Genomic DNA, 20,125 nt, shown 5'->3' with positions numbered 1-20,125 from the left:
CGATCGTCCTCGGCGGCATCGCTGGCATGGCTATGTTCCAGACCGCTGAAGGCGCTACCAACTGGTCGTCGGTCGTTCTCGTCCTCATCGTTCCGTTCGTTCTCGGCTTCATCTGCTGCCTCCTGTTCGTTAAGGAAACCGGCGGTAAGTCCATGGACGAGCTCGCTGGCGACGGCAAGACCGATGCTTCCGACACCGGCATGACGAACTTCATCATCATGCTCGTCGTGATCGCGTTCCTGTTCATCACCTGCATCGTGTGCCCGCTGGCCATCACCGGTTGGTCGAAGCTCCCGATCGCTCTGCCCCTCATGGCAGTCGGCGTTCTGCTTCCGTTCGTCTACTTCTTCATCTTCGCTACCCCGCATCGCAAGGCTTACTTCGCGGAATAGCGCAAGCTTGAAAAGTAACCCATTCGGTTGCATCGAGAACCCCCGCTTCGGCGGGGGTTCTTTTGTTGTGCGGGCAGGGCAGGGGCGACATTAACAGCCTCCGGGCGTTAGAGTGTCGCTGTCAGGTTCCACCTGCTCTAAAGAGTGGCTTGGCGGATAAAACGAAGGCCTCGGGTCGCGATGCCCGAGGCCTTCTTCGATTTCTCAAGTTTTGGGTTGCTGCTTGGCGTTCGCCCAGCTAAAGCGGCAGTTATTAGCCGAGAGGATTGCCCTCCTCATCGTAGAGCTTCTCGTAGGGAACGCCCTTGGGCTGGATGAAGTCGAAGAACTTGCCGAAAGTGCCGCGTTTCTTTCCGCCGCGCTCGTCTTCATCAGGGTCGCTTAAGCCCTTATACTCCTCTTTGATGCACATGGCCACCGTGGCCTCAACGGCAATACGCAGCGTCGCCGTGTCGCGAGCAGTCACCTCGAAGCACTCGCCGTGGTCCATGAACAGCGTCTTGCGAACGTGGACTTCGTTTTTCTTCTTTTTGATCTGGAAGAAGTCGACCGGTGGTTTGCTCACGCTGCCGTGGATGTCCCACAGCATGCCCTCGACATAATAGTGCTCCTTGATGACGCGGGTTTGGAACTCGTATTCGAAGCGATCGTGGCGCAGATAATAGTTGAGTGCCTTGTTGTCGGGTCTGATTTGGCCGATTTGGCCGCCCATGCGCCCGATCATCGCGATGCGGTCGGACTCTTTCTCCCAAGGGCCCTCGAAGCGCAAAGCTCGTTCTCCGTCGCTATACCAAACGTCGAAATCCTCGTGTTTCGCGATAGCGTCGACGGGGAAGTACATCTTGTTGAACTTGGGCATAGAGCTCCTTCGGTAGTGCCGAAAACGTTACTGAAAAGTATAGAGCAAGACGGGAAATTGCCGCTTTAAGGCTCGGCAATCCCATAGATTTAGCTTTAAAAGCTACCGTTTTTCTTGCTCTCGGATTTTATCATAGGAATGCCCCATATAGTGGATTATGTCCTATACGTTTTCCCTGATAAGATAAGGAAATTCAACCTCGAAGGATGATGGTGAAAATATAAAGACATCCCATTGTGATGATGCAATTCCCGCTTCGACCTATAAACTAAAGATGCTTTGATAACAGAGCTTAGTTGGAGACTGCTCAATTTACGGATTGGGAAGGTCCAGAGCAGCCGATGGCTACGTTCGGACAAAGCGGAAGGTAATCGAAGCGTCAATCCGGCGGGGATGGCGTTTTGAAAAAAGGATGCCCGAAGTTTTGGTATGAAGCCGAATCTTCGGGAAGCTACAAAGGAGGATTGTTATGTGTTTTCGTCCTGCAGACGCATCGGCTGGCCCGAACAAGTGCCCGCACTGCGGCAAGGCCATCCAGGCTATGGGCGGCATGGTTCTCAAGAACTGCCCCTTCTGCAAAGGTGATCTGACGGCTGCTGCTCCTGGCGCTCCGGCTGCCCCCGGCGCTCCTGGCGCTCCGGCTGCTCCTGGTGCCCCTGCGGCTCCCGGCGCTCCTGGTGCCCCCAAGGCTCCTGGCATGTAAGAAGCCACTCGTTCCGCAACGTAAAAGTTGTAGTACGATTTTTCAAAGACTGGTCCAGAAAGCTTCTGGGCCAGTCTTTTTTATTCCCCGAAATGCCCTCTAAGGTACAATGAACTGCATGAACAGCGTATATTCAGCAACGCAGAAATCATTGCCGGCATAAAGGAGGAGCTGTGCAGGTTAAAGACAGAGTTCGCGAGGACGATGGGGACAAGCAGGAGTTGGTTCTGACCCTGGTTGCGTCTGCCGACGAAGTGAAGGAAGCGGCAGACAAGTTCTTCGCTGAAATCGCTCAGCGCGATATTCCTGGGTTCCGCAAGGGCAAGGCGCCTCGCGCGGTTCTCGAGCAGAACGTAGGTGGCCACAAGAACGCCATGGGCGGCGTCGCCGAGATGCTCATCAACGAAAAGGCCTTCAAGGCGCTTGACGATGCTGACGTGATCTTCGTAGGGGAACCGGATTTCAACGTTGATAACGACGTCGTCGAGGGTCAGCCGTTCACGTTCACCGTCTCCGGCGCTGTGGTGCCGCAGATGAAGCTTTCGAGCTACGACGGCGTTTCCATCGAGATGCCGCCCGACGAGGCTACCGATGCGGAAGTCGAGCGCCAGCTCAAACACCTCCAGGATGTTTACCATTCCTTCGAGAAGATCGACGACCCCGATCACGTTGCGGAAATGGGCGACGTGGTCTCGGCGGCCGTGACGGTTACGCAAGACGGCAACGCCGTGAACGGCCTTCGCTATGCAACGCGCATGATCGAGCTGGGCTCTGGCTCTATGCCCGCGTCCTTCGACGAGCATCTTGTCGGTAGCAAGCTCGGCGATACCCTCGAGTTCGACTTCGAGGCGAAAGACGAGGAGGGCAACACGCAGTTCGGTGATGGCCAGCTGCATGCCAACGTCGAGATTCAGGAATTCCGCCGCAAGATCGTTCCCGAGATCGGTGACGAGCTCGCGGCCAAGGTGGGCTGCATGGACGCCGAGGATATGCGCAAGCAGATGCGCCACCAGATCAATCAACATAAAGAAGCCGAGCTCCCGGGCCTTATGGTGCAGCGTGCGGTTGACGCGCTCGCCGATCGCCTTGTGGGCGACGTTCCGCAATACTACGTGGACTTCATTCGTCAGGACGTCGGTCGCGAGATGATGCAGAGCTTCGAGAAGCAAGGCACCTCTCTGCAGGAGTGGCTCCTCAACAACAACGGCAAGGCCGATGAGATCAAGGAGAACGTGACGCAGGAGGCGATTCGTCGCGCCCGCATCGATTGCGCACTCGAGGCCCTCATTGCCGAGAAGGGCATCGACATCACTGAGGAAGACATCGAGAAGGAACTTGCCCAGGAGGATGACGCCATCGCAACGCGCGAGAAGTGGGAAAAGGCGAACCGTATGGCAGAGCTTCGCAAGGTCTGCCGCCATTCGAAAGCCTCTCGCTGGCTTGTGCAGACCGCAGAAGTGACTGTGGTCGACGAAGAGGCTTAAACCGGCATAGAAACGCTTAAGCGCGCTTTGGCACTTTGGCTGGGCGCCAGAAAAGGGAGATGAACATGGATCTTGGATCTACTGTAACGCTCGTGTACACGGGCAAGTTGGAAGATGGCACCGTTTTCGGTTATGCAACCGAGGAGAACCCCATGGTTTTCCAAACGGGCATGGACATGGCGATCGACGGTTTCGAGAAGGAAATCCTCGCCATGGAAGGTGTCGAAGGCGAGAAGAAAACGTTCACCGTCGACCAGTACGAGGCGTATGGCGAGTACCTCGATGATTACGTCGTCGTCATCCCGACGCACCAGATCCCCAAGCGCGACATCAAAGTGGGCTCTCGCTTGTGGATGGCCAACGACGAGGGTGAACCGACGCTTGGCACCGTTATCGAGATCGAGGGCGGCAACGCCAAGTTCGACCTGAACCACCCGCTCGCAGGTAAGGACCTCACCTTCGAGGTAGAGATCAAGAGCGTTGAGGCGGCACCTGAGAACTTCATCTCGGAGCACGAGAAGCGCCAGCACATGAAGGAGCAGTCGAAGCTCCTCGGCGGCGACCAAGGCGAATCCTACCGATAGCGCATTGCCGAAGCAGCACTTCCATTTCAAGTGAAACAAAAGGCCCTCGCAGTTCAATGCGGGGGCCTTCCTGTGGCTATACGAGCCAAACAGAGCCTCGCTCAGGCGAAAGAAAAGCCGCTGCAGTTTATGCAGCGGCTTTTGCATGCTGGGGGAGTGTAGAGGCGCTTACAGCGTGACGAAGTTCTCGGGGAACTGCTTGTTCGCGTTCAGCACGTCCTTGCTCGTGTCGCCGTAGCGCAGCCATTCGGTGTCGGTTGCCTTGCGCTTGATCATGGCGTTCTCCATGATTTCCTTCAACGCCTTGGTCTTGCGGGCGTATTCCTCCATTTGGGGAAGTCGTCCATCAAGCTCGATCTGACGGCGCTTGTAAGCCTTGTCCTGAATGGAGTCGCCCGGAATGATGGCGTAGAAGTCCTCGGCCTCGAGCGTGTAGTTGGCATGGTCGGCGTATGCGGCCAGGGCGGAGTCTTCCTTCAGACTCTGGATGGTGCGCTCGCGAACGTCGGCGTCGAGCTGCTCGGGCGTGATGCCGCGCTGCTCGCAGAACTCTTCCTTCGTCATGCCTTGACGGCTGATCATCTCTTCCATGCGCATCGTAGACGCATAGAGGGAGTTCTCCACGAGGTCGGCGGGAAGTTCCTCGACGAGGCGCTTAGAGAGCTCCTTGCAGATAGCGTCCTGGTCGGCAAGCTCCTGAACCTCGCGATTGTCGCGGTACATGTTGTAGCGGATGAAAATCAAGAGCTCGTCGACCGACTTGAAATCTTCGCAGTGGGCGTTGACCCAGCCGTCGGTGAGCTTCGCCTTCTCGCCCTCCTTGCAGATGTTGATCTCAAGCCAGCGGACAGCGGTCTCGCGGATTGTGTCCTCCGGAATGCGGACTTCCTCGGCGATCGCGTAAACGGGATCGTAAGAAGTAAGGGTGAATTGCTGAGTGGCCATAGTGCGTTCCTCCCCAAAAAACCGGGCCGCGAATCAGGCCCGGGACGTGACGTGGATATCTTCATACGTAATTGGTATCAGACAGCATGAATACCACTTCTTATTGTACCAATGGATGGTGTCATGCAGCGTGTGATTCCGCGCCTTTTCCTACCCGATTTCAGGGGAGGGACGTGAAATGCCAAAAAGTTGAAAAATGGACATGCCGTTCGCGGAATTTTTTATGACCAGGGGAAATAGAGGGTTGGATTACGAAAATCAACCTAGCAGGATGAGGTTGAACTGCCCAAAAACAACCCGCTGATTCGATTCCAAGCCCCGTAATGTCTCTAATATGAAACGTGCCTTGAGGCGGTGACGCAAGGAAGCAAGACAGCGGCTTCCAAGCGACCCCGCTCGGTAAATGTGGAGAAAGAAATTGGCGAGGGAAAAGGAAGGAAGAAGACTATGGCATATGGTAAGCAGTGGCGTACCGAGCTTGAAGACGGTACCGTAGTCACTCGTAGCAACACTTGGTCTCCTCCGGGATCTCACCCGGTTGGATACGGTGTCAAGGTCGTTACGAAGGGCGATCAGCTCATCCGTATCGAAGGCGACGACGATAACCCGATCACCACTGGTCGTGTTAACGCCATGAACCTTGCTCTTCGTGAGTACACCCATTCTCCGAATCGCGTCATCTACCCGATGAAGCGTGCGTTCGAAGATCGCGGCAAGGACAAGTGGGAGCGCACCACTTGGGACGAGGCAATGGACACGATCTGCGAGAAGGTCCGTTACTTCCAGAACACCTACGGTCCTGAGTCCATCGTTTGCTTCGGTGGTACCGGCCGTGAGGCTTGCATCTACTACTACGCGCTGACGTTCTCCGTTCTGCAGTCCCCCAACTGCTGCTACACGCAGTCCGGCTGGTCCTGCTACGGTCCTCGTTGCTCCATCTCTGACTACGTGCTCGGCGCAGGCTATCCTGAGCTCGACTACGCTGGTCATCTGCCCGGTTCTTATCATGACCCGCGTTACACGCTGTCCAAGTGGGTTGTGGTTTGGGGCAAGGAGCCGCTGCCCTCTAACGGCGACGGTTTCTTCGGCCACTGCCTCGTCGACATGATGAAGCTTGGCACGCACATCATCTCTGTCGACCCCCGCATCACCTGGGTCGGCGCTCATGATGGCAACATCAACCTGCAGGTTCGTCCGCAGACCGACACGGCTCTCGCCCTCGGCCTCATCAACCTCCTCTTCGAGAACGATGAGTACGATCACGAGTTCGTCGAGAACTGGATCTACGGCGTTGACGAGCTGAAGGCTCGTGCTGCTGAGTACCCCGTGGACAAGGTCGCCGAGATTACCACGGTCGACGCTGAGGAAATCAAGCGCGTCGCCCACATCATCGGCACCGAGCGTCCTATCGGTTGGGCTTGGGGTCTGGCGTTCGACCAGAACAAGAACGGCGTTCAGCTGTCCCAGTCCTTCATCATCCTGGCTGCTATGTGCGGTTCTATCGACCGTCCTGGCGGACTTACCCTTGGTCCTCCGTCGGCACTTCTCGGCAAGTGGCGCATGGAGCAGCGCGGCGCTATGACCGACGAAGTTTGGTCGAAGCGTATCGGTGCTGCGCAGTGGCCTGGCCTGTCCACCGGCATGGCTACCACCCAGCCTGACGAGACCCTGAACACCATGGAGACGGATCAGCCGTACGCTCTGAAGATGGGCTGGTTCAACAGCTCCAACTTCCTGACGCCGACCTGCTCCGCTCAGCCGAAGCGTTGGCACAAGGCTCTCCAGAAGCTCGAGTTCGTCGTCATCCAGGACCTCACCCAGACGCCGACTTCCATGGCTCTTGGTGACTACTTCCTGCCCATGTCCACCTGGGCTGAGCATGACGGCATCGTCCTCACCCACTATGGCCGCAACACCGTGTTCATGGGCCCCATGAACAAGGCTCTCACGGTTGGCGAGTGCAAGTCCGACATCGAGATCTGCCTCATGTTCGGTCAGCGCCTCAACCCCGAGTGGTGGCCGTGGTACAAGCCTGCAGACGGCAAGTCGCTTGACCTTCCTGCGCTGCAGCAGGCAGTCGAAGACTTCTTCAGCGATCAGCTCAAGGAACTCGGTTTCGACTGGAAGACCTTCCAGGAGCTCGGCCTTTATCAGCCTGGTGCTCATGGCTTCGAGTACGAGAAGTACGCGAAGGGCATGCTCCGCTTCGACGGCGCTCCCGGCTTCAACACCATTACCGGTCAGATCGAAGCCTACTCGATTCTTTACGAATCCTGGGGCGAGGATCCGCTGCCGTACTACGAGGAGCCGAACTACAGCCCGATCAGCAAGCCCGACTTGGCTGGTCAGTATCCTCTGATCACCACCTCTGGTTCTCGTCGCTACAGCTCCTTCCATTCTGAGCATCGTCAGGTTCCGTCCCTGCGCCAGATTGATCCGTGGCCGTGGTGCCAGATCAATCCTGAGACCGCTGCAGAGTACGATGTGACCGACGGTGACTGGATCGAGGTCTACAACATGTTCGGCGAGGCTCGCTTCAAGGCTGAGATCACGCCGGTCATGAAGCCTGGTATCCTCAACTGCGCTCACGGCTGGTGGTTCCCTGAGCAGGACGGCGAAGAGCCCAACCTGTTCGGCGTTTGGAAGTCCAACTTCAACAGCCTCGTGCCGCATCAGAACATTGGTAAGCTTGGCTTTGGCGCTCCGTACAAGGGTGTTATGTGCAACATCCGCCGCGTCCATAGCCTGAACTCCGACGACTAAGAAAGGAAGTGGCATAAATGGCAGATCAGAAGTACGCACTGCTCGTAGACTACACGTACTACTCCGGTAACCATGCCGCCGAGATCGGCTGCAAAGAAGAGCTTGGCCTTCCTCTCGAACAGTTCGGTATCAAGGAAGTTCAGGTTGGTCCCTTCAAGAAGGGCGAAGGTAATGACGGCGACGCTTGGGAGTGGTTCTACATTCCTTGCCCGACGTCCATCTTCTCCGAGCATTGGGGAACCAATGGCGACAAGGCCGGTCAGCGTCCGCTCGCTGTCCAGGTCGACGAGTCCGCTTCGATGTACTACGGTACCCTCGAGGACATGATCGCCAAGATGGCAGAGTTCGATCGTCCGATGGTTCTCTTCCAGCTGTAACTCTTTAGTGTGTTAAGATGTCCGTGGTCGCTAGGCGACTGGCGACCACGGCATCGTGTGATAGACCAATAAGGAGGGATAACATGACCCGCGATGAATTTTTTGAGCTCGACGCTGCTGCTGCAGCTGCTGAGCTGAACGCAGGCCTCGAGGCTGGCAAGAGCAAGGACGAAGTCCTCGCTGAGCACGGCATTGCTCAGGCTGACCTCATGAAGGCTCAGATCTTCTTCGTGAAGGACAAGTTCATTGCTCGCGCTTGGGGTGGATACACCTCTACGAAGCGTACCGGCAATGAAGCTGGCGACACCGCTAATGGCGTTGGCGACTCCGATCCTTCGAAGGGCTACAACGGCATCTAGTTCCCTCTAGGGGATGTTTTTCTAGGGGCCTGATTTAAGCTCGCTTAAGAACCTCTTCGTAAGAAGGGGTTCTTTTTTTGTCCCGAAAATGCGGATGAAACGATTTCAGCCATACTGTTCCACTAGCTTCGACCTGCTCAAATGGCGATTTTCCAATGCTAAGATACTTCCATCAGCAGAGTTATGCGTTTTCGCGCTACCTACTCAAGGAGGATTGCTTTCGATATGGCTATGACGAATGAAGAGGAAATTCGCGCTGAAGTTGAAGAGCTCGGGCGTCTTACGGAAGCTCAGGAAGATATTCTGTACAACATCGCTTTGAAGCAGGACGAGCTTGGCCGCGAGGCGACGAACATGTTGCTTGAGAAGGTTGTCGACAGTGAAATTTATCAACCGATGATTGATCGCGAGATGCTGACCTACGAGGTATTCAACAAGGGTGGGAAGCACGAGATTGCCTGCTTGTACGTAACCCTCAAGGGTATGCGCTATTGCATCACGTTTGGCGATGAGATTTCCTCTCGTCGCCCGGTCGACCCCGCAGGCGTTCCCCGAAAGTAATCGCATTTTTCGAAAACGGCCCGGCACCCTCGCGTCGGGCCGTTTTGTCTATTCTGGGGTACGCAATGAGATTGGACGGGGGTTATTCTTGGATTGCCCCTTGCGACGCATTGCATTCGTTAGTTGATAGTTGCTTTGAGGTGCGGGAATGGCAGACGGTCTATTAGGGATTCCTCATATCGCCTACGCTAAGGCTCAAGTGAATCGTAACAAGTCGCTCGATGTTAGCAAGCTCGATGTGAGCTTTGGAGGCTTTACCCCTATGCCGCTCAATGACGGAAAGGCGACAAGGGAGCAGGTGCTCTCGACTGAGGCGCGAATTCGTGAGCGCCGTGAGGCTGCTCTGCGAGCGCAGGCGATTCAGGATGCATGTACTTCTGAGCTTCGTCATTTCGTTGATGAAGTCGGAACCGATTGGGAATACGTCGTGCTGTCGGAATCTTCGATTCGTATTGAGCGCTGTTCGTATGCTGTAGGCGAGCTTGCGATTCCCGATTCGATCGAGGGGTTGCCGGTTCGCTCGCTGGCGCCCGATGCCTGTTCAAATCTGGAAGACGTGACGTTGATCGTCGTTCCAGAGGAAGTGAAGTTTATCGGGGGTTGCGCTTTCCGCTTCTGCAAGCGTTTGGAATGCGTTGTGCTGCCGCGCAACCTTGCCACTTTCGAGTCCGACTGGTTTCGTGGATGCCCTTCGCTTTCGAGGCTGCGCATGCCGGGGCTTTTGGAAGAGGTTGGACCGAGCTTGTTCGACATTCCCCATCTCGAGTACGTCGAGTTCGGCGCGGCGCTTTCCCGTGTTGAGCCGGGAACATTCCAGAAAAGTCGGCTGATTGGAATATCGATCGATCCTGAAAATCCTTGGCTGCAGACCGATGGTGCCGCAATCTATTCCAAAGACGGTGAAACGCTCGTGGCGCTTGCGTGCCCCCTGTTTTCGTACGCCGTTGCTCCCTCGTGCACGACGATTGCGCGAAAGGCGTTCAGCTCCTTTGACGAGCTAGCGCGGATTGACCTGCCGAGCAGCGTCGAGGAAATAGGACCCTACGCTTTTTCTCGCACTGCGGTGCGGACTTTCGAGGCACCTTCCGCCTTAAGGGAAATTGGGGAGCGCGCGTTCTTCGCGTGTGTCTCCCTTGAGAGCGTCACATTGAACGATGGGCTGCGGGTCATCGGAGCGGATGCATTCAGCAATACGAACCTATCGAGCTTAAGGATTCCGAACAGCATTGTTGAAATCGGCTACCCCATCGCTGTGCGGACGAAGCTGGTTTATGCAGGCGAGGGTGCGACGTTTACGATGGAGCCTGGCTCTGCGCGGCTCATGCTCGATAAATCTGGCGCTCTTTATGAGCTTCAAGGCGACGGCATGAAGCTGCTGTGCTTGTTCGATGGCGAGGCGAAGCGATTCGAGGCTGCGAGGGGAACGACGGAGGTAGCCCCGGGGGCGCTGCTCAACCATGCGGCGCTCGAAGAGGTGGTGCTGCCCGAAGGGGTTCACATTATCGGCGCTGCCGCATGCAAGGGCTGCCGGGCGCTGCGGTGCATCGTTGTCCCCGAGGGTGTTACCGAAATGGGTTCTGAGGCGCTCATGGACACGGCTCTTGAATCGCTTCATATCCCTGCTTCGCTTGAGAAGATCGGGGAGAACGCGCTTGTCACCTACAACGCCCACAATGGAAAGCGCCGGCCGACACTTCGCGAGATAACGGTGGCGCAGGGCAATGCGCGCTACGAGGAGAAGGGCGGCATGCTGCTCGAGAAATGGAGCAATGGCCACGCCCGCGTCGTAGTGAACACCGATTCTCGGGAATGCGTGAGAATCCCCGAGGAGGTTGTCGCCATCGCGCCCTACGCTTTCAACGGCGACAGGAACATTCGCGAGCTCTACCTTTCCGACCGTATCAAGCTGGTGGGAATGCGCGGCCTTGCTTTCCAGTGCTTTATCGAGCTGATCCACATTGACCTTGAAGAGCCGATTGAGGGTCATACCAGCTTCGACGTGCGCTTTCCCGAGATTGACCGGAGCGTTAAGCAGATTGAGCTTGCATTCAGCGTCCCCGATCATGTGAGCGTCGAGGCGATTCTCGACCATTACGACGGCTCGATAGTGAGCGGCTCGAGCTACGATGCGATGGTTGACGGCGGCATCGGCCTATACGACCAGAGCAAGATGATCATCGCGCGGCTGAAAGACCCCGTTCTCATGACGCCTTCGAACAGGAGCATGTGCGATCGCGTGATGAGGAGCAACCTCGTCGACATCATCGTGCAGGCGGCGCGTCATGATGATCGGCAGGTCGTGGATGACATGCTTGATTTGGGCTATCTCACAAAAGATAATATCGATATCGTGGTAGAGCGCGCGGGTGATCTGCAGGATGCCGCGATGACGGGATACCTTCTTGAAGTGAAGCGCCGATTCTTCGGCAGCCAGTTGATGGACTTCGATTTGTAGGGGGGGCGACATGTCGGAGCATGAGACGATAGCTGACGCGAAGCTTGCGCGACGCGCGCGTGAAGACGAGCTCGCCCGGGACATTCTCGACGAATGTCGCGTTCAGCTCATGCTGAAGTTCCGCTTCCTGGACATGGCCCTTTGGCGCATGGAGAACTTGCCGATTCGAGCGGGGGCGCGGTATCCGCTGACCACGGATGCGCGCCGTGTGGCGTTCGACCCGCCGCGCGTGATCGCGCGGTTCGAGGAGGACTTCGACGAACTCATCCGCGACTATCTGCATATGGTGATGCACTGCATCTTCCGCCATCCGTTCGACAAGGACCACCGAAACCGCCAGGCTTGGAACCTGACGTGCGACATTATCGCTGAAAGCGTGGCGTTCGATATGTGCGCGGGGCGATTTTCCTCCCCGCAGGACGCCGAGCGGACCGAAGCGCTCGACAGGATAAAGATGCTGACGGGAAGCCTTCTTCCCAATAAGGTATATGCGCTGGTGAAGGGCATGGTTCTCACGCCTTCCGGGCAGCAGTACCTCGGGATGGGCCGCTCGACGCTCAACGATTGGGTTGCCCTGTTCGAGAGGGACGATCATTCGGCATGGCCGTCGAACGCCGACGAGGATGCGCCTGCCGAGCGCCGTGAAGCTCAGAAGCCGGAAGAGGTGAGCGAGCGCGAATCCGGCGAGGCGCCCGAGTCCGACGACATGGAGCTTGAGTCTGCGGGCGGTGCCGACGAGCCAACCGACACAGACGATACAAGGGACGATTCGCAAACCGAGCAGGCCGAAGATGCGGCGGACGATACCGACGATGCCGAGGATGGGGAAGGTGAAAACGCCGAGCCCGTTCCGCTGACCAGCGAGGATGAGGAGCGCGAGCATTCCGAGGACGACGAGGCCGAGCGGGAATGGGAGGAAATCTCGAAAGAAATCGAGATGAACCTCGAGACATTCTCGAAGGAGTGGGGCCGCGAATCGGACAGCCTGATGCAGCATCTGGCAGTGGCGAACCGCAAGGTGTACGACTACACGGAGTTTCTGCGCAAGTTCATGACGATGAACGAGGAAATGCTGCTTAACCAGGACGAATTCGACTACATCTACTACACCTACGGCATGGAGCTCTACGGGAACATGCCCCTTGTCGAGCCGCTCGAGTACAAGGAGACCGATCGGGTGCGCGAGTTCGTCATTGCTATCGATACGTCGGGATCGGTGCGGGGCGATTTGGTGCGCCGTTTCATCGAGCACACGTTCGACATCTTAAAGGAGTCGGAAACCTATACCACCGATGTCAACGTGCATATCGTGCAGTGCGACGCGCGCGTGCAGTCCGATATGCGGATCACCGATATCAGCAAGGTCGACAGACTCATGGAGGACTTCGTCATCAGGGGGTTCGGCGGGACCGACTTCCGCCCGGTGTTTGACTACGTTGAGACGCTGCGCGATCGCGGCGAGCTGCCCGAGATGAAGGGACTCATCTATTTCACGGACGGCCTGGGGAGCTTTCCCGAAAAGCCGCCCGATTACGACACGGCGTTCGTATTTATGGACGAAGAGGGGCGCGACCTTCCGCCAGTGCCGCCCTGGGCGATGAAGGTCGTCATCGACGAGGCGGGCATCAATCGGTTCAAAAGCCAAGGCATCCGCTAACCGCGGGTGCGTGAAAGGACGGGCACTATGAATATCGTCTCGGCGAAACAGCAGGTGAAAGACACTGTTGAGGCGTACTTGAAGAGGGATGACGCGGGGATGCTCTCGATTGCCTCCGTGCACCAGCGACCGATTTTCTTGGTGGGCGCGCCGGGAATCGGTAAGACTGCCATCATGGAGCAGGTTGCTCGCGAGCTGGGCATCGGCATTGTGTCGTACTCCATGACGCACCATACGCGCCAAAGCGCGCTCGGCCTTCCCCGCATCGAGCATCGGGAATTCGAGGGGAAGGAATTCGATACATCCGAGTACACGATGTCGGAGATCATCGCGGCAATTTACGATTACATGGAGCGCACGCGGTTGCGCGAGGGCATCCTGTTCCTCGATGAGATCAACTGCGTTTCGGAGACGCTGTACCCCTCGATGCTCCAGTTCCTGCAGTTCAAGACGTTCGGTAAACATAAGGTGCCTGAAGGATGGGTCATCGTGTGCGCGGGCAACCCGCCCGAGTACAACCGCTCGGTGCACGAGTTCGACATCGTAACGCTCGACCGTTTGCGCGAAATCGACGTCGAGCCCGACTACGGCGCGTGGAAGACCTACGCTTCCGAAGCGGGTCTTCACCCTGCCGTGACCACGTTTCTCGAGGCGAAAAAAGACTGCTTCTACAAGGTCGAATCGCGGCCAGGCGGCGGCAAATCGTTCGTGACGGCACGAGGTTGGGAAGATTTGGCGAAGGTCATCTCGCTGTACGAGCAGATGGGCAAGCCGGTGAACCGCGACTTGTTCGTGCAGTTCTTGCGCGACGATGACATTGTCGACCAGTTCACCGTGTACTACTCGCTGTTCGAGAAGTATCGCTCCGACTATCAGGTGGGGTCGATTCTTTCCGGCACTGCGACGCCGTCCATCAAAGATCGCGCGAAGGCAGCGCCCTTCGACGAGCGCATTGCGCTTCTGGGCCTGATGATCGACACGTTGTCGGCGGACTGCTCGAAGGCGCTCGATCAGGAGGGCGTCGTTGTGGCGCTTCGCGACTTGCTGCGCGAGACGAAGCCCGAGTTCCTCGCGGGTGCGAGCGTTGACGAGGCGCTTGCCCCCCGCGTGTCCGAGCGCGAGCGCAAACTGGCAAGAAAGATCGAGTCTGGCACCGCCTCGCGGAAGTTTGTTCGCGAGGAACGCCTGGTCATCGACTTGCTGAAGGGCTTTGCGGCGCAGTGCATGCTCGAGAAGGCGACCGAGGGCGACGTCGCGTTCCATGCCATCGAACGCGCGTACAAAGCCGAGGTCTCGAAGATTTCTCCTTTGGTTGCCACGGCTGACGAGCGCATGGGCAACGCGTTCGACTTCATCGACGAGACGCTCAGCAGCCGCGAGATGCTTGTGTTTCTGGCCGAGCTCACCACGCGCAAGCCGACCACGCGCTTCATCTCCCATTATGGGAACGAGAAGTACTACGAGCACAACCAGGAGCTTCAGGTCGACGCAGCCCGCATGGGGCTCACCGAGCGGGTGAGCAAGCTTGCCGAGATCGACGCCTCGCTGGCAGAAGAGCGCGAGGTGGGCGAGCCCGGCGCGGTCGGGATGCGTGTCGGTTCGAAGCCGAAGGGCGAGCCGGGTGCGACGGTGGGCTCGCGCGGCGCGGCGACTTCCTCAGCACCTGCGGGCGGCGCGGCGACTTCCGCCCCTTCCTCTGCGGCCTCCGCGAGCGCACGGGGCTCGCAGGGCACGCCGGCGGAGATTCCTGCGGGTGCGCTTGCAAAGCACTATGGCGGGAAGCAGTTCGAGTACGGTTTCGCGAGCGTGTGCAAGATGCTCCTTCCGCGCGAGGAGCTCAAGGGCAAGAAGGTGCTCGACATATGCTGCAGGCGCGGGCGCGGCGTGTACAAGCTCAGCTCTCTGGTCGGCAACGACGGCGAGGCGATGGGCATCGATTGGAGTCCGTCGTATATCGAAGAGGCGAAAGACGGCATAACCCGCGCGTGGCACGAGAGCGGGCTTTCGCACAACAACATGGAGTTCCGCGTCGCTTATCCCGAAGACCTAATCGGCGCAGGCATTGGGTCGTCTGTCTTCGATGCGGTCTACGTGAACAACGTGATCACGCTCTTCTACGACCAGGAGCAGGCGATACGCGAATTCGGCCGCGTCCTGAAGCCGGGCGGGCTGCTGATTTTGGAGACCATCTTCGCGGATCGGCCGCGCACCGACTCGGTCGTGGACGAGGCTCGCTTTATCGGCAACAGCGTGCAGGCCGCGCGAACCGAGCAGGAAAACGTCGCGTGGCTTGAAGCTGCGGGCTTCGAGGCACCCTCTGTCGAGGAATCCTTCGAGGTCGAGGCTGATCGCGGTTACAAGGCGGGGCATACCGTGCCGAAGGTAGCAGGAGACGAAAACGTGAAGTTCACGGCTGTGTCGCTCTACGTTCGCAAGAAGCGCTAAACTTTGCGGCTAGGCGTCGTGCCTTGCAAGGGGAATGAGGCGCCTGCCGGGCTGCGATGGCTCGGCAGGCGCCTTTCGCATAAAAGGGGGAAATGATGGCTGAAGTGCCTGTTGACAAGCGGTTTCGCGGGTCGGTTCGACTGGTGACGCTGCTGTTGTGGCGCATCGCGAAGTCGACCGATGTGGAAGACGGCTTTCGCGCCGCGCGCGAGCTTAAGATGTTCGATGCCGAAAACGAGGCGTTCGTAAGGCGCTGCTTTGCGCTCGACGCCGAGCTGGAGGCGGGCGAAGAGCTTGCGGAACCTCTCACGATGGAGCTGGTCGACGAGCTCCAGGCGTGCGCCATCAGGCTGAACTCCGCCGACCCGGCGTAGCGTGGGCGGGGGTTCTCGGCGGGACCCGCGGCATCAGCCGGGGCGTTTGCTTGCGGACACGATGCTGCCCGCAAGCTGGTACGATCATTCCCCGAAGAGGCTCCGATCGACGGGCAGCCCCTTTGTTCTTCCGCCGATTCCCCAGGTCGTGTGCATATCGGCGGTTCGCGCTCCCTTCGACTGGGAGCGGGCGCGGAACGTTTCGCAAAAGCCCTTGAATCCACGCAGCAACGATTCGGTATCTGAGTGGTTCTCGGTTTGCAAGAACGCCTTGAGCGCGTCGTAGACATCATCGCTCGCCCTACTGCGCAGGTGCGGTGCCTTCACGGCGAGCCATCCGCGTAAAGCGGCGTTCATGCTCGTGGCGTCGTCATCGTCATCCGCGAACAGGTTCTCGATGGGCTTCCAATACTGATCGTAGAGCCGCTCCTGCTCCTCGTACTCGACGTCGGAGAACAAGAGGTTCCTCGCAAGGTCCGCTGTGGTGAGCGGCATTCCCTTCGAGTTCAGGCTCTCGAACACCGTTTGGGGATGATCGCTTTCCTCGACCTCGGCGGCGATGATGGTCAGCTGCTTGAGGCCTCGCCATATCGTTTCCGCATCGGATTCGGCTTGCAGATAGCTTTTGAAGCGCTGGTAGTTGGAGACGACGTTTTTCGACAGGTCGTCCTCCTCGGGCAGGTCGGTGTGGTCGAGTACCGCCGCCATGGTTTCCCTGTCGAGCCGCGAGAGGGTCAACTTCTCCTCGCGCGAGGCTTCCCCGGAGGTGCGCTCGTCTGCGAAAAGGAACCGCGCGCGCAGCGTCGACGCGTCGGTGCCGTCTTCAAGCGTTGCCCCTTGTTCTTCCAGATAGTCGGCCAACGCGGCGATGAGCAGCGAAATCGTTGCCGTGCGCTGCTGCCCGTCGATGATGTCGATTGCTTGGGTCTGCGCGCTTGTGAGCTCCGGGTCGGGCGAATAGAGCACCGTCCCGATGAAGTGCTCGCTTTGCGTCTCGCCCGCATGCGCGCAGTCGCGCCAGAGCGTCGCGCATTGCTTGTCGCTCCAGGTGTAGACGCGCTGGTAGACGGGAATGATGAAGTGCGTGTGCGGTGCCCCGAGGTAATCGAGGAAGGTGCGCTGCGTCGTTTTCATGCCATCTCTCCTAAAGCGTCGCGTCCGTGTTGCGCATCTCGGCGCGCACGCGTTGCGCATATGCTTCGTTGTGGGCTTTCTGGCGGGTGAACCCGCTGGTCAATGTGGGTGCGCCGTTAACAGCCCAATCCATGGTGCGGAACTTCTTCACCGCGTGGTAGCGGTAGTTTTCCGCCCAGACGAAGCAGAAGTTGCGCAGCTCTCGCAAAAGGTCCTCGGTCGTGCCGGTGTAGTCGTCCTCGACGTAGCGCTTGAAGATGCTGTACACCTCGCCGGGCCCGTGCGCACGAACCTTTCGGAACCTAACCGAAAGCCATCCTTGGATCGCGTTATCGAGCCGAAGAGAACCAGGGTCGGGCACGAACAGGCTCTCGATGATGTTCCAATACGTGTCGTAGAGATAGGTTTGCTGCGTGTGCGTTTCGGCAAGCAGAAGATAGTTTCGCACCAGGTCAGCGGTGGTAAGAGGTGCACCTTTGGAGTTCAAACTCTCGAAGATCGGCTGTGCGCTCTCCGTTTTCTCGACTTCGGCGAAGATGACGGAAAGCAGGTTGAGCCCCTGCCAGAGCGCTTCGGCGTCGAAATCGGGCTCGGCCATTTTCTCGCTGAAGAACGCGAGGTTGTGCGCGATGGACTCCGAGGCGATCGCATCGGGAGCGGCCCCGTGCAGCGCGTCGAAGTAGGAGGTGCGGTCCCCTCGGGAGAGCACGAGCTTGCCAGGGAGGTTCGAGTCGCCGTCGAGTAAAAGGTAGCGCGCCTCGATTTCGCCTGCCGTGGTATGAGCGAGGGTGGTGCCCGTGTTTCTCAGATGGCGAACGAGCGCGACCAGGATAAGCGAGATGGTCGTCGTGCGCTGCTGGCCGTCCACGATGGAGAAGCGAGCGTTGCCGTTTTCGTCGCTTTTCTCGGGGGCGTAGAGAAGCGTTCCCACGAAGTGCTGTGAGGCGGACCGTGCGGCGCGGAAAATGTCGAGCCAGAGCTCCTCGCATTGGCGGCGCTTCCACGAATATGCCCGCTGATAAGGGGGAATGACGAATCGGGTTCGGGAGGCGCCCACGATATCGAGCAAAAGCGCATTGCTGGTTTGCATGCGAACTCCTCGGGTACGGTGGCGTGTTCTTTCGTTTCAGTATGCGGTGCGCGGGGGCTCGTTTGGGTGGTGCGGGAATTATGGGACGAATCGCGCGGCTTTGTTATGGAACGGCGCAAAGCTAGCCTTGCGCGGGTGAGCTACCTCGCGCCCTTCGCAGGTGAGCCTGTTTTCCACCGGGTGTGCGGCTTGCTCGGGTGCCTTCCTAGTCGTAATACCCCAGGTCGAAGCCAGCGTCCTTTGAGCCGCATCCTCCCTGGTAGCAGGTGGGACGGAAGTTGAGCACCTTGTTGGCGATCTCGGGCTGCGTGCGAAGTTTCACGAGCATGTTATAGACGGCCGCGCCGTCGATGGCGACGATGCGGTCGTTCTTCGATTTCATGGCGAAGTAAACGTCGGCGGCAGTGCGCCCATCGACGGAGATCGGGTCTTCGATATCGTCGAAATGGCGTGGCTCGGGAAGGTCGACGAAGGAACAGAACTCGCGGTAGATGTCGTCGTTTTCGGGAGCGAAGAGCGTTTTCGAGTAGTCGGGTCGATGGGAGAGATGCGACGTCTCCTCGTTGAGCTGGGAATCGAGCTCCGCGAAATACCGTCGCGCGGTTTCTCCTCGCGAGGCCGTCTTGTCGGCAATCATCTGCTGTTCGCGTTCGTAGGATCCCATGGCGTCCCCCTTCGGCTCGGCAATACGCGTTCCTGCTATGCAAGATACGCTGCAACAAGGGCAAGTCAACACTCAATTGGAGTGTAGCTGATATATGCGGCTTGCTCTAGTAATATGGAACCGATGGGAAACGCGGCGATTTGCGGAGGAGGCCCTCTATGGCGATGGAGATGCTCAACGACGTTATGACTTCGGCGTACTTGACGAGAATCGGATGGGAAGGCGACGCCCCGGTGACGAGAGAGACGCTCGACGGCCTGGTGTATGCGCATCAGTGCAGCGTCCCGTTTGAAACCGCCGATTTGGTTGCGCTTGGGGAGACGCCCTCCCTTGAGATGGGTGACCTCTATCAAAAGATTGTCGTCGATTGCCATGGTGGATTTTGCTTCGAGTTGAACAAGATGTTCGAGCTGCTGCTTCGTTCGGTGGGCTTCGAGGTGCGTCCCTGCCTCAGCCGAGCTGTCCGCGGCAGGGAAGGACGCATGCCGATCAACCATCGGGGTACGCTTGTTTCCCTCGATGGGGAGCTGCTTTCGGTCGACGTCGGGTTCGGCGGACCGCTTCCTGCAGGGCCTCTTGTCATCTGCGACGAACGCGAACAGACGATTCGCGGCGAGGTGTACATTCCGCGCCGTATCGACGAGCACTGGTGGGCTATCGATCGGATTTCGCAGGCGAAGCGCGACTTATACGGCGACGAGGGCCCGTCGAGGCGTCAGACCGAGCTTGAGTTCTGCCTTGCCACTGTCGAGGATATTGATTTTACAGCGCTGAGTTTTACCTGTTCGCAGCCTGGGACCGTGTTCCGCGACACCGTGATGGCGAATATCCGCACGGCTTCCGGCTTCAAGAGCATCAGCCGCGGGGTGCTGAATGTGCGCGAGTCCGGTGTGAGCGTAAAGACGCCGCTCGAGGACGATTTTGCGGTTTCAGCGGCGCTTCGGGAACACTTCGGCTTCACGCCATATTGCGCTCGCTAGGAAGGTGTGGGACAATACCAAGGCGCATTCGCGCAATCATGGTCGCTTGGCGCAGCGGGAGCGCAAGTGCCTTACAAGCACTGGGTCGGGGGTTCAAATCCCTCAGCGACCACCAGATATTCGACGGGCCACGGATTTTTCGTGGCCCGTTTTTTGATTTCGGCAGAGGTTTTCCGCGCTTTGCCGGCCCGTCGGACCTGCCTGTTTTCTGCCGACGTCGTGCCAGGTTTCTGCCAGGTTTCCGCAAGGTTTTTTCGATTTCGCGCCTCGTTCCTGCAAGAAAATGGCGCGTTTTTAGA

The 20,125-nt window shown here is 58.2% G+C and carries 17 protein-coding genes, 1 tRNA gene and 1 pseudogene; 14 read left to right on the top strand and 5 right to left on the bottom strand.

Annotated features, from left to right (window positions below; translation table 11 throughout):
• Positions 1-392 (top strand): annotated as a pseudogene (locus tag Q0G18_RS03030) (MFS transporter); the annotation flags it as partial.
• Positions 393-645: 253 nt separating this feature from the next.
• Here the strand turns inward: Q0G18_RS03030 and Q0G18_RS03025 are convergent.
• Entirely contained in the window at positions 646-1,251 is a 606-nt protein-coding gene (locus Q0G18_RS03025) for a hypothetical protein (protein WP_297149370.1), read from the bottom strand.
• Positions 1,252-1,720: 469 nt separating this feature from the next.
• Between Q0G18_RS03025 and Q0G18_RS03020 the strand changes: the two genes are divergently transcribed.
• From Q0G18_RS03020 to Q0G18_RS03010, 3 genes are all read left to right on the top strand, one after another.
• Positions 1,721-1,954 (top strand): hypothetical protein, encoded by a 234-nt coding sequence (locus tag Q0G18_RS03020; protein ID WP_297149368.1) that lies wholly within the window; start codon positions 1,721-1,723, stop codon positions 1,952-1,954.
• A gap of 173 nt (positions 1,955-2,127) precedes the next feature.
• A complete protein-coding gene (gene tig / locus Q0G18_RS03015) occupies positions 2,128-3,438 on the top strand; it encodes a trigger factor (RefSeq protein WP_297149366.1) in 1,311 nt (436 codons plus the stop codon).
• A gap of 65 nt (positions 3,439-3,503) precedes the next feature.
• Positions 3,504-4,022, top strand: coding sequence for an FKBP-type peptidyl-prolyl cis-trans isomerase (locus Q0G18_RS03010; protein ID WP_297149364.1), 519 nt, complete (start codon positions 3,504-3,506; stop codon positions 4,020-4,022).
• Between the two features lie 168 nt (positions 4,023-4,190).
• Here Q0G18_RS03010 and Q0G18_RS03005 read toward each other — a convergent pair whose 3' ends face one another.
• Entirely contained in the window at positions 4,191-4,967 is a 777-nt protein-coding gene (locus Q0G18_RS03005) for a hypothetical protein (protein ID WP_297149362.1), read from the bottom strand.
• Positions 4,968-5,414: 447 nt separating this feature from the next.
• On the opposite strand from Q0G18_RS03005, the gene Q0G18_RS03000 reads away from it, so the two are divergent.
• The 8 genes from Q0G18_RS03000 (at position 5,415) to Q0G18_RS02965 (ending at position 15,958) form a co-directional block, all read left to right on the top strand.
• Complete coding sequence (locus tag Q0G18_RS03000) at positions 5,415-7,730, top strand: molybdopterin-dependent oxidoreductase (protein WP_297149361.1); 2,316 nt, start codon at positions 5,415-5,417, stop codon at positions 7,728-7,730.
• Between the two features lie 17 nt (positions 7,731-7,747).
• On the top strand, positions 7,748-8,107 hold the full coding sequence (locus Q0G18_RS02995) for an oxidoreductase (RefSeq protein ID WP_296060763.1): 360 nt from the start codon (positions 7,748-7,750) through the stop codon (positions 8,105-8,107).
• Positions 8,108-8,190: 83 nt separating this feature from the next.
• Positions 8,191-8,466: a hypothetical protein gene (locus Q0G18_RS02990; RefSeq protein WP_277013511.1), complete on the top strand. Its 276-nt coding sequence runs from the start codon at positions 8,191-8,193 to the stop codon at positions 8,464-8,466.
• Positions 8,467-8,691: 225 nt separating this feature from the next.
• Positions 8,692-9,027, top strand: coding sequence for a hypothetical protein (locus tag Q0G18_RS02985; RefSeq protein ID WP_277013509.1), 336 nt, complete (start codon positions 8,692-8,694; stop codon positions 9,025-9,027).
• A gap of 148 nt (positions 9,028-9,175) precedes the next feature.
• Entirely contained in the window at positions 9,176-11,482 is a 2,307-nt protein-coding gene (locus Q0G18_RS02980; RefSeq protein ID WP_297149358.1) for a leucine-rich repeat domain-containing protein, read from the top strand.
• Between the two features lie 10 nt (positions 11,483-11,492).
• A complete protein-coding gene (locus tag Q0G18_RS02975) occupies positions 11,493-13,139 on the top strand; it encodes a VWA-like domain-containing protein (protein WP_297149356.1) in 1,647 nt (548 codons plus the stop codon).
• Between the two features lie 27 nt (positions 13,140-13,166).
• A complete protein-coding gene (locus tag Q0G18_RS02970) occupies positions 13,167-15,584 on the top strand; it encodes a methyltransferase domain-containing protein (RefSeq protein WP_297149354.1) in 2,418 nt (805 codons plus the stop codon).
• A 95-nt stretch (positions 15,585-15,679) separates the two neighbouring features.
• On the top strand, positions 15,680-15,958 hold the full coding sequence (locus Q0G18_RS02965) for a hypothetical protein (protein ID WP_296060745.1): 279 nt from the start codon (positions 15,680-15,682) through the stop codon (positions 15,956-15,958).
• A gap of 84 nt (positions 15,959-16,042) precedes the next feature.
• Here the strand turns inward: Q0G18_RS02965 and Q0G18_RS02960 are convergent, their stop codons facing one another.
• The 3 genes from Q0G18_RS02960 to Q0G18_RS02950 form a co-directional block, all read right to left on the bottom strand.
• Positions 16,043-17,092, bottom strand: coding sequence for a DUF262 domain-containing protein (locus Q0G18_RS02960; protein WP_297149351.1), 1,050 nt, complete (start codon positions 17,090-17,092; stop codon positions 16,043-16,045).
• 10 nt (positions 17,093-17,102) lie between these two features.
• The gene (locus tag Q0G18_RS02955) at positions 17,103-18,182 is read right to left on the bottom strand and encodes a DUF262 domain-containing protein (RefSeq protein ID WP_297149350.1); all 1,080 of its coding nucleotides are present in this window, start codon (positions 18,180-18,182) and stop codon (positions 17,103-17,105) included.
• A 205-nt stretch (positions 18,183-18,387) separates the two neighbouring features.
• The gene (locus tag Q0G18_RS02950) at positions 18,388-18,846 is read right to left on the bottom strand and encodes a hypothetical protein (protein ID WP_296060736.1); all 459 of its coding nucleotides are present in this window, start codon (positions 18,844-18,846) and stop codon (positions 18,388-18,390) included.
• Positions 18,847-19,004: 158 nt separating this feature from the next.
• On the opposite strand from Q0G18_RS02950, the gene Q0G18_RS02945 reads away from it, so the two are divergent.
• Together Q0G18_RS02945 and Q0G18_RS02940 are read left to right on the top strand one after the other, a co-directional pair.
• A complete protein-coding gene (locus Q0G18_RS02945; RefSeq protein WP_297149347.1) occupies positions 19,005-19,826 on the top strand; it encodes an arylamine N-acetyltransferase in 822 nt (273 codons plus the stop codon).
• Positions 19,827-19,866: 40 nt separating this feature from the next.
• Positions 19,867-19,941: transfer RNA gene (locus tag Q0G18_RS02940), tRNA-Val, on the top strand.
• The last annotated feature ends 184 nt before the right edge of the window (positions 19,942-20,125 follow it).

The organism is uncultured Ellagibacter sp. (assembly GCF_934636505.1).
Classification (GTDB): Bacteria; Actinomycetota; Coriobacteriia; order Coriobacteriales; family Eggerthellaceae; genus Ellagibacter.
The sequence above is the reverse complement of the archived record's forward strand: the minus strand, read 5'-3'. Positions and strand labels throughout refer to the sequence as shown.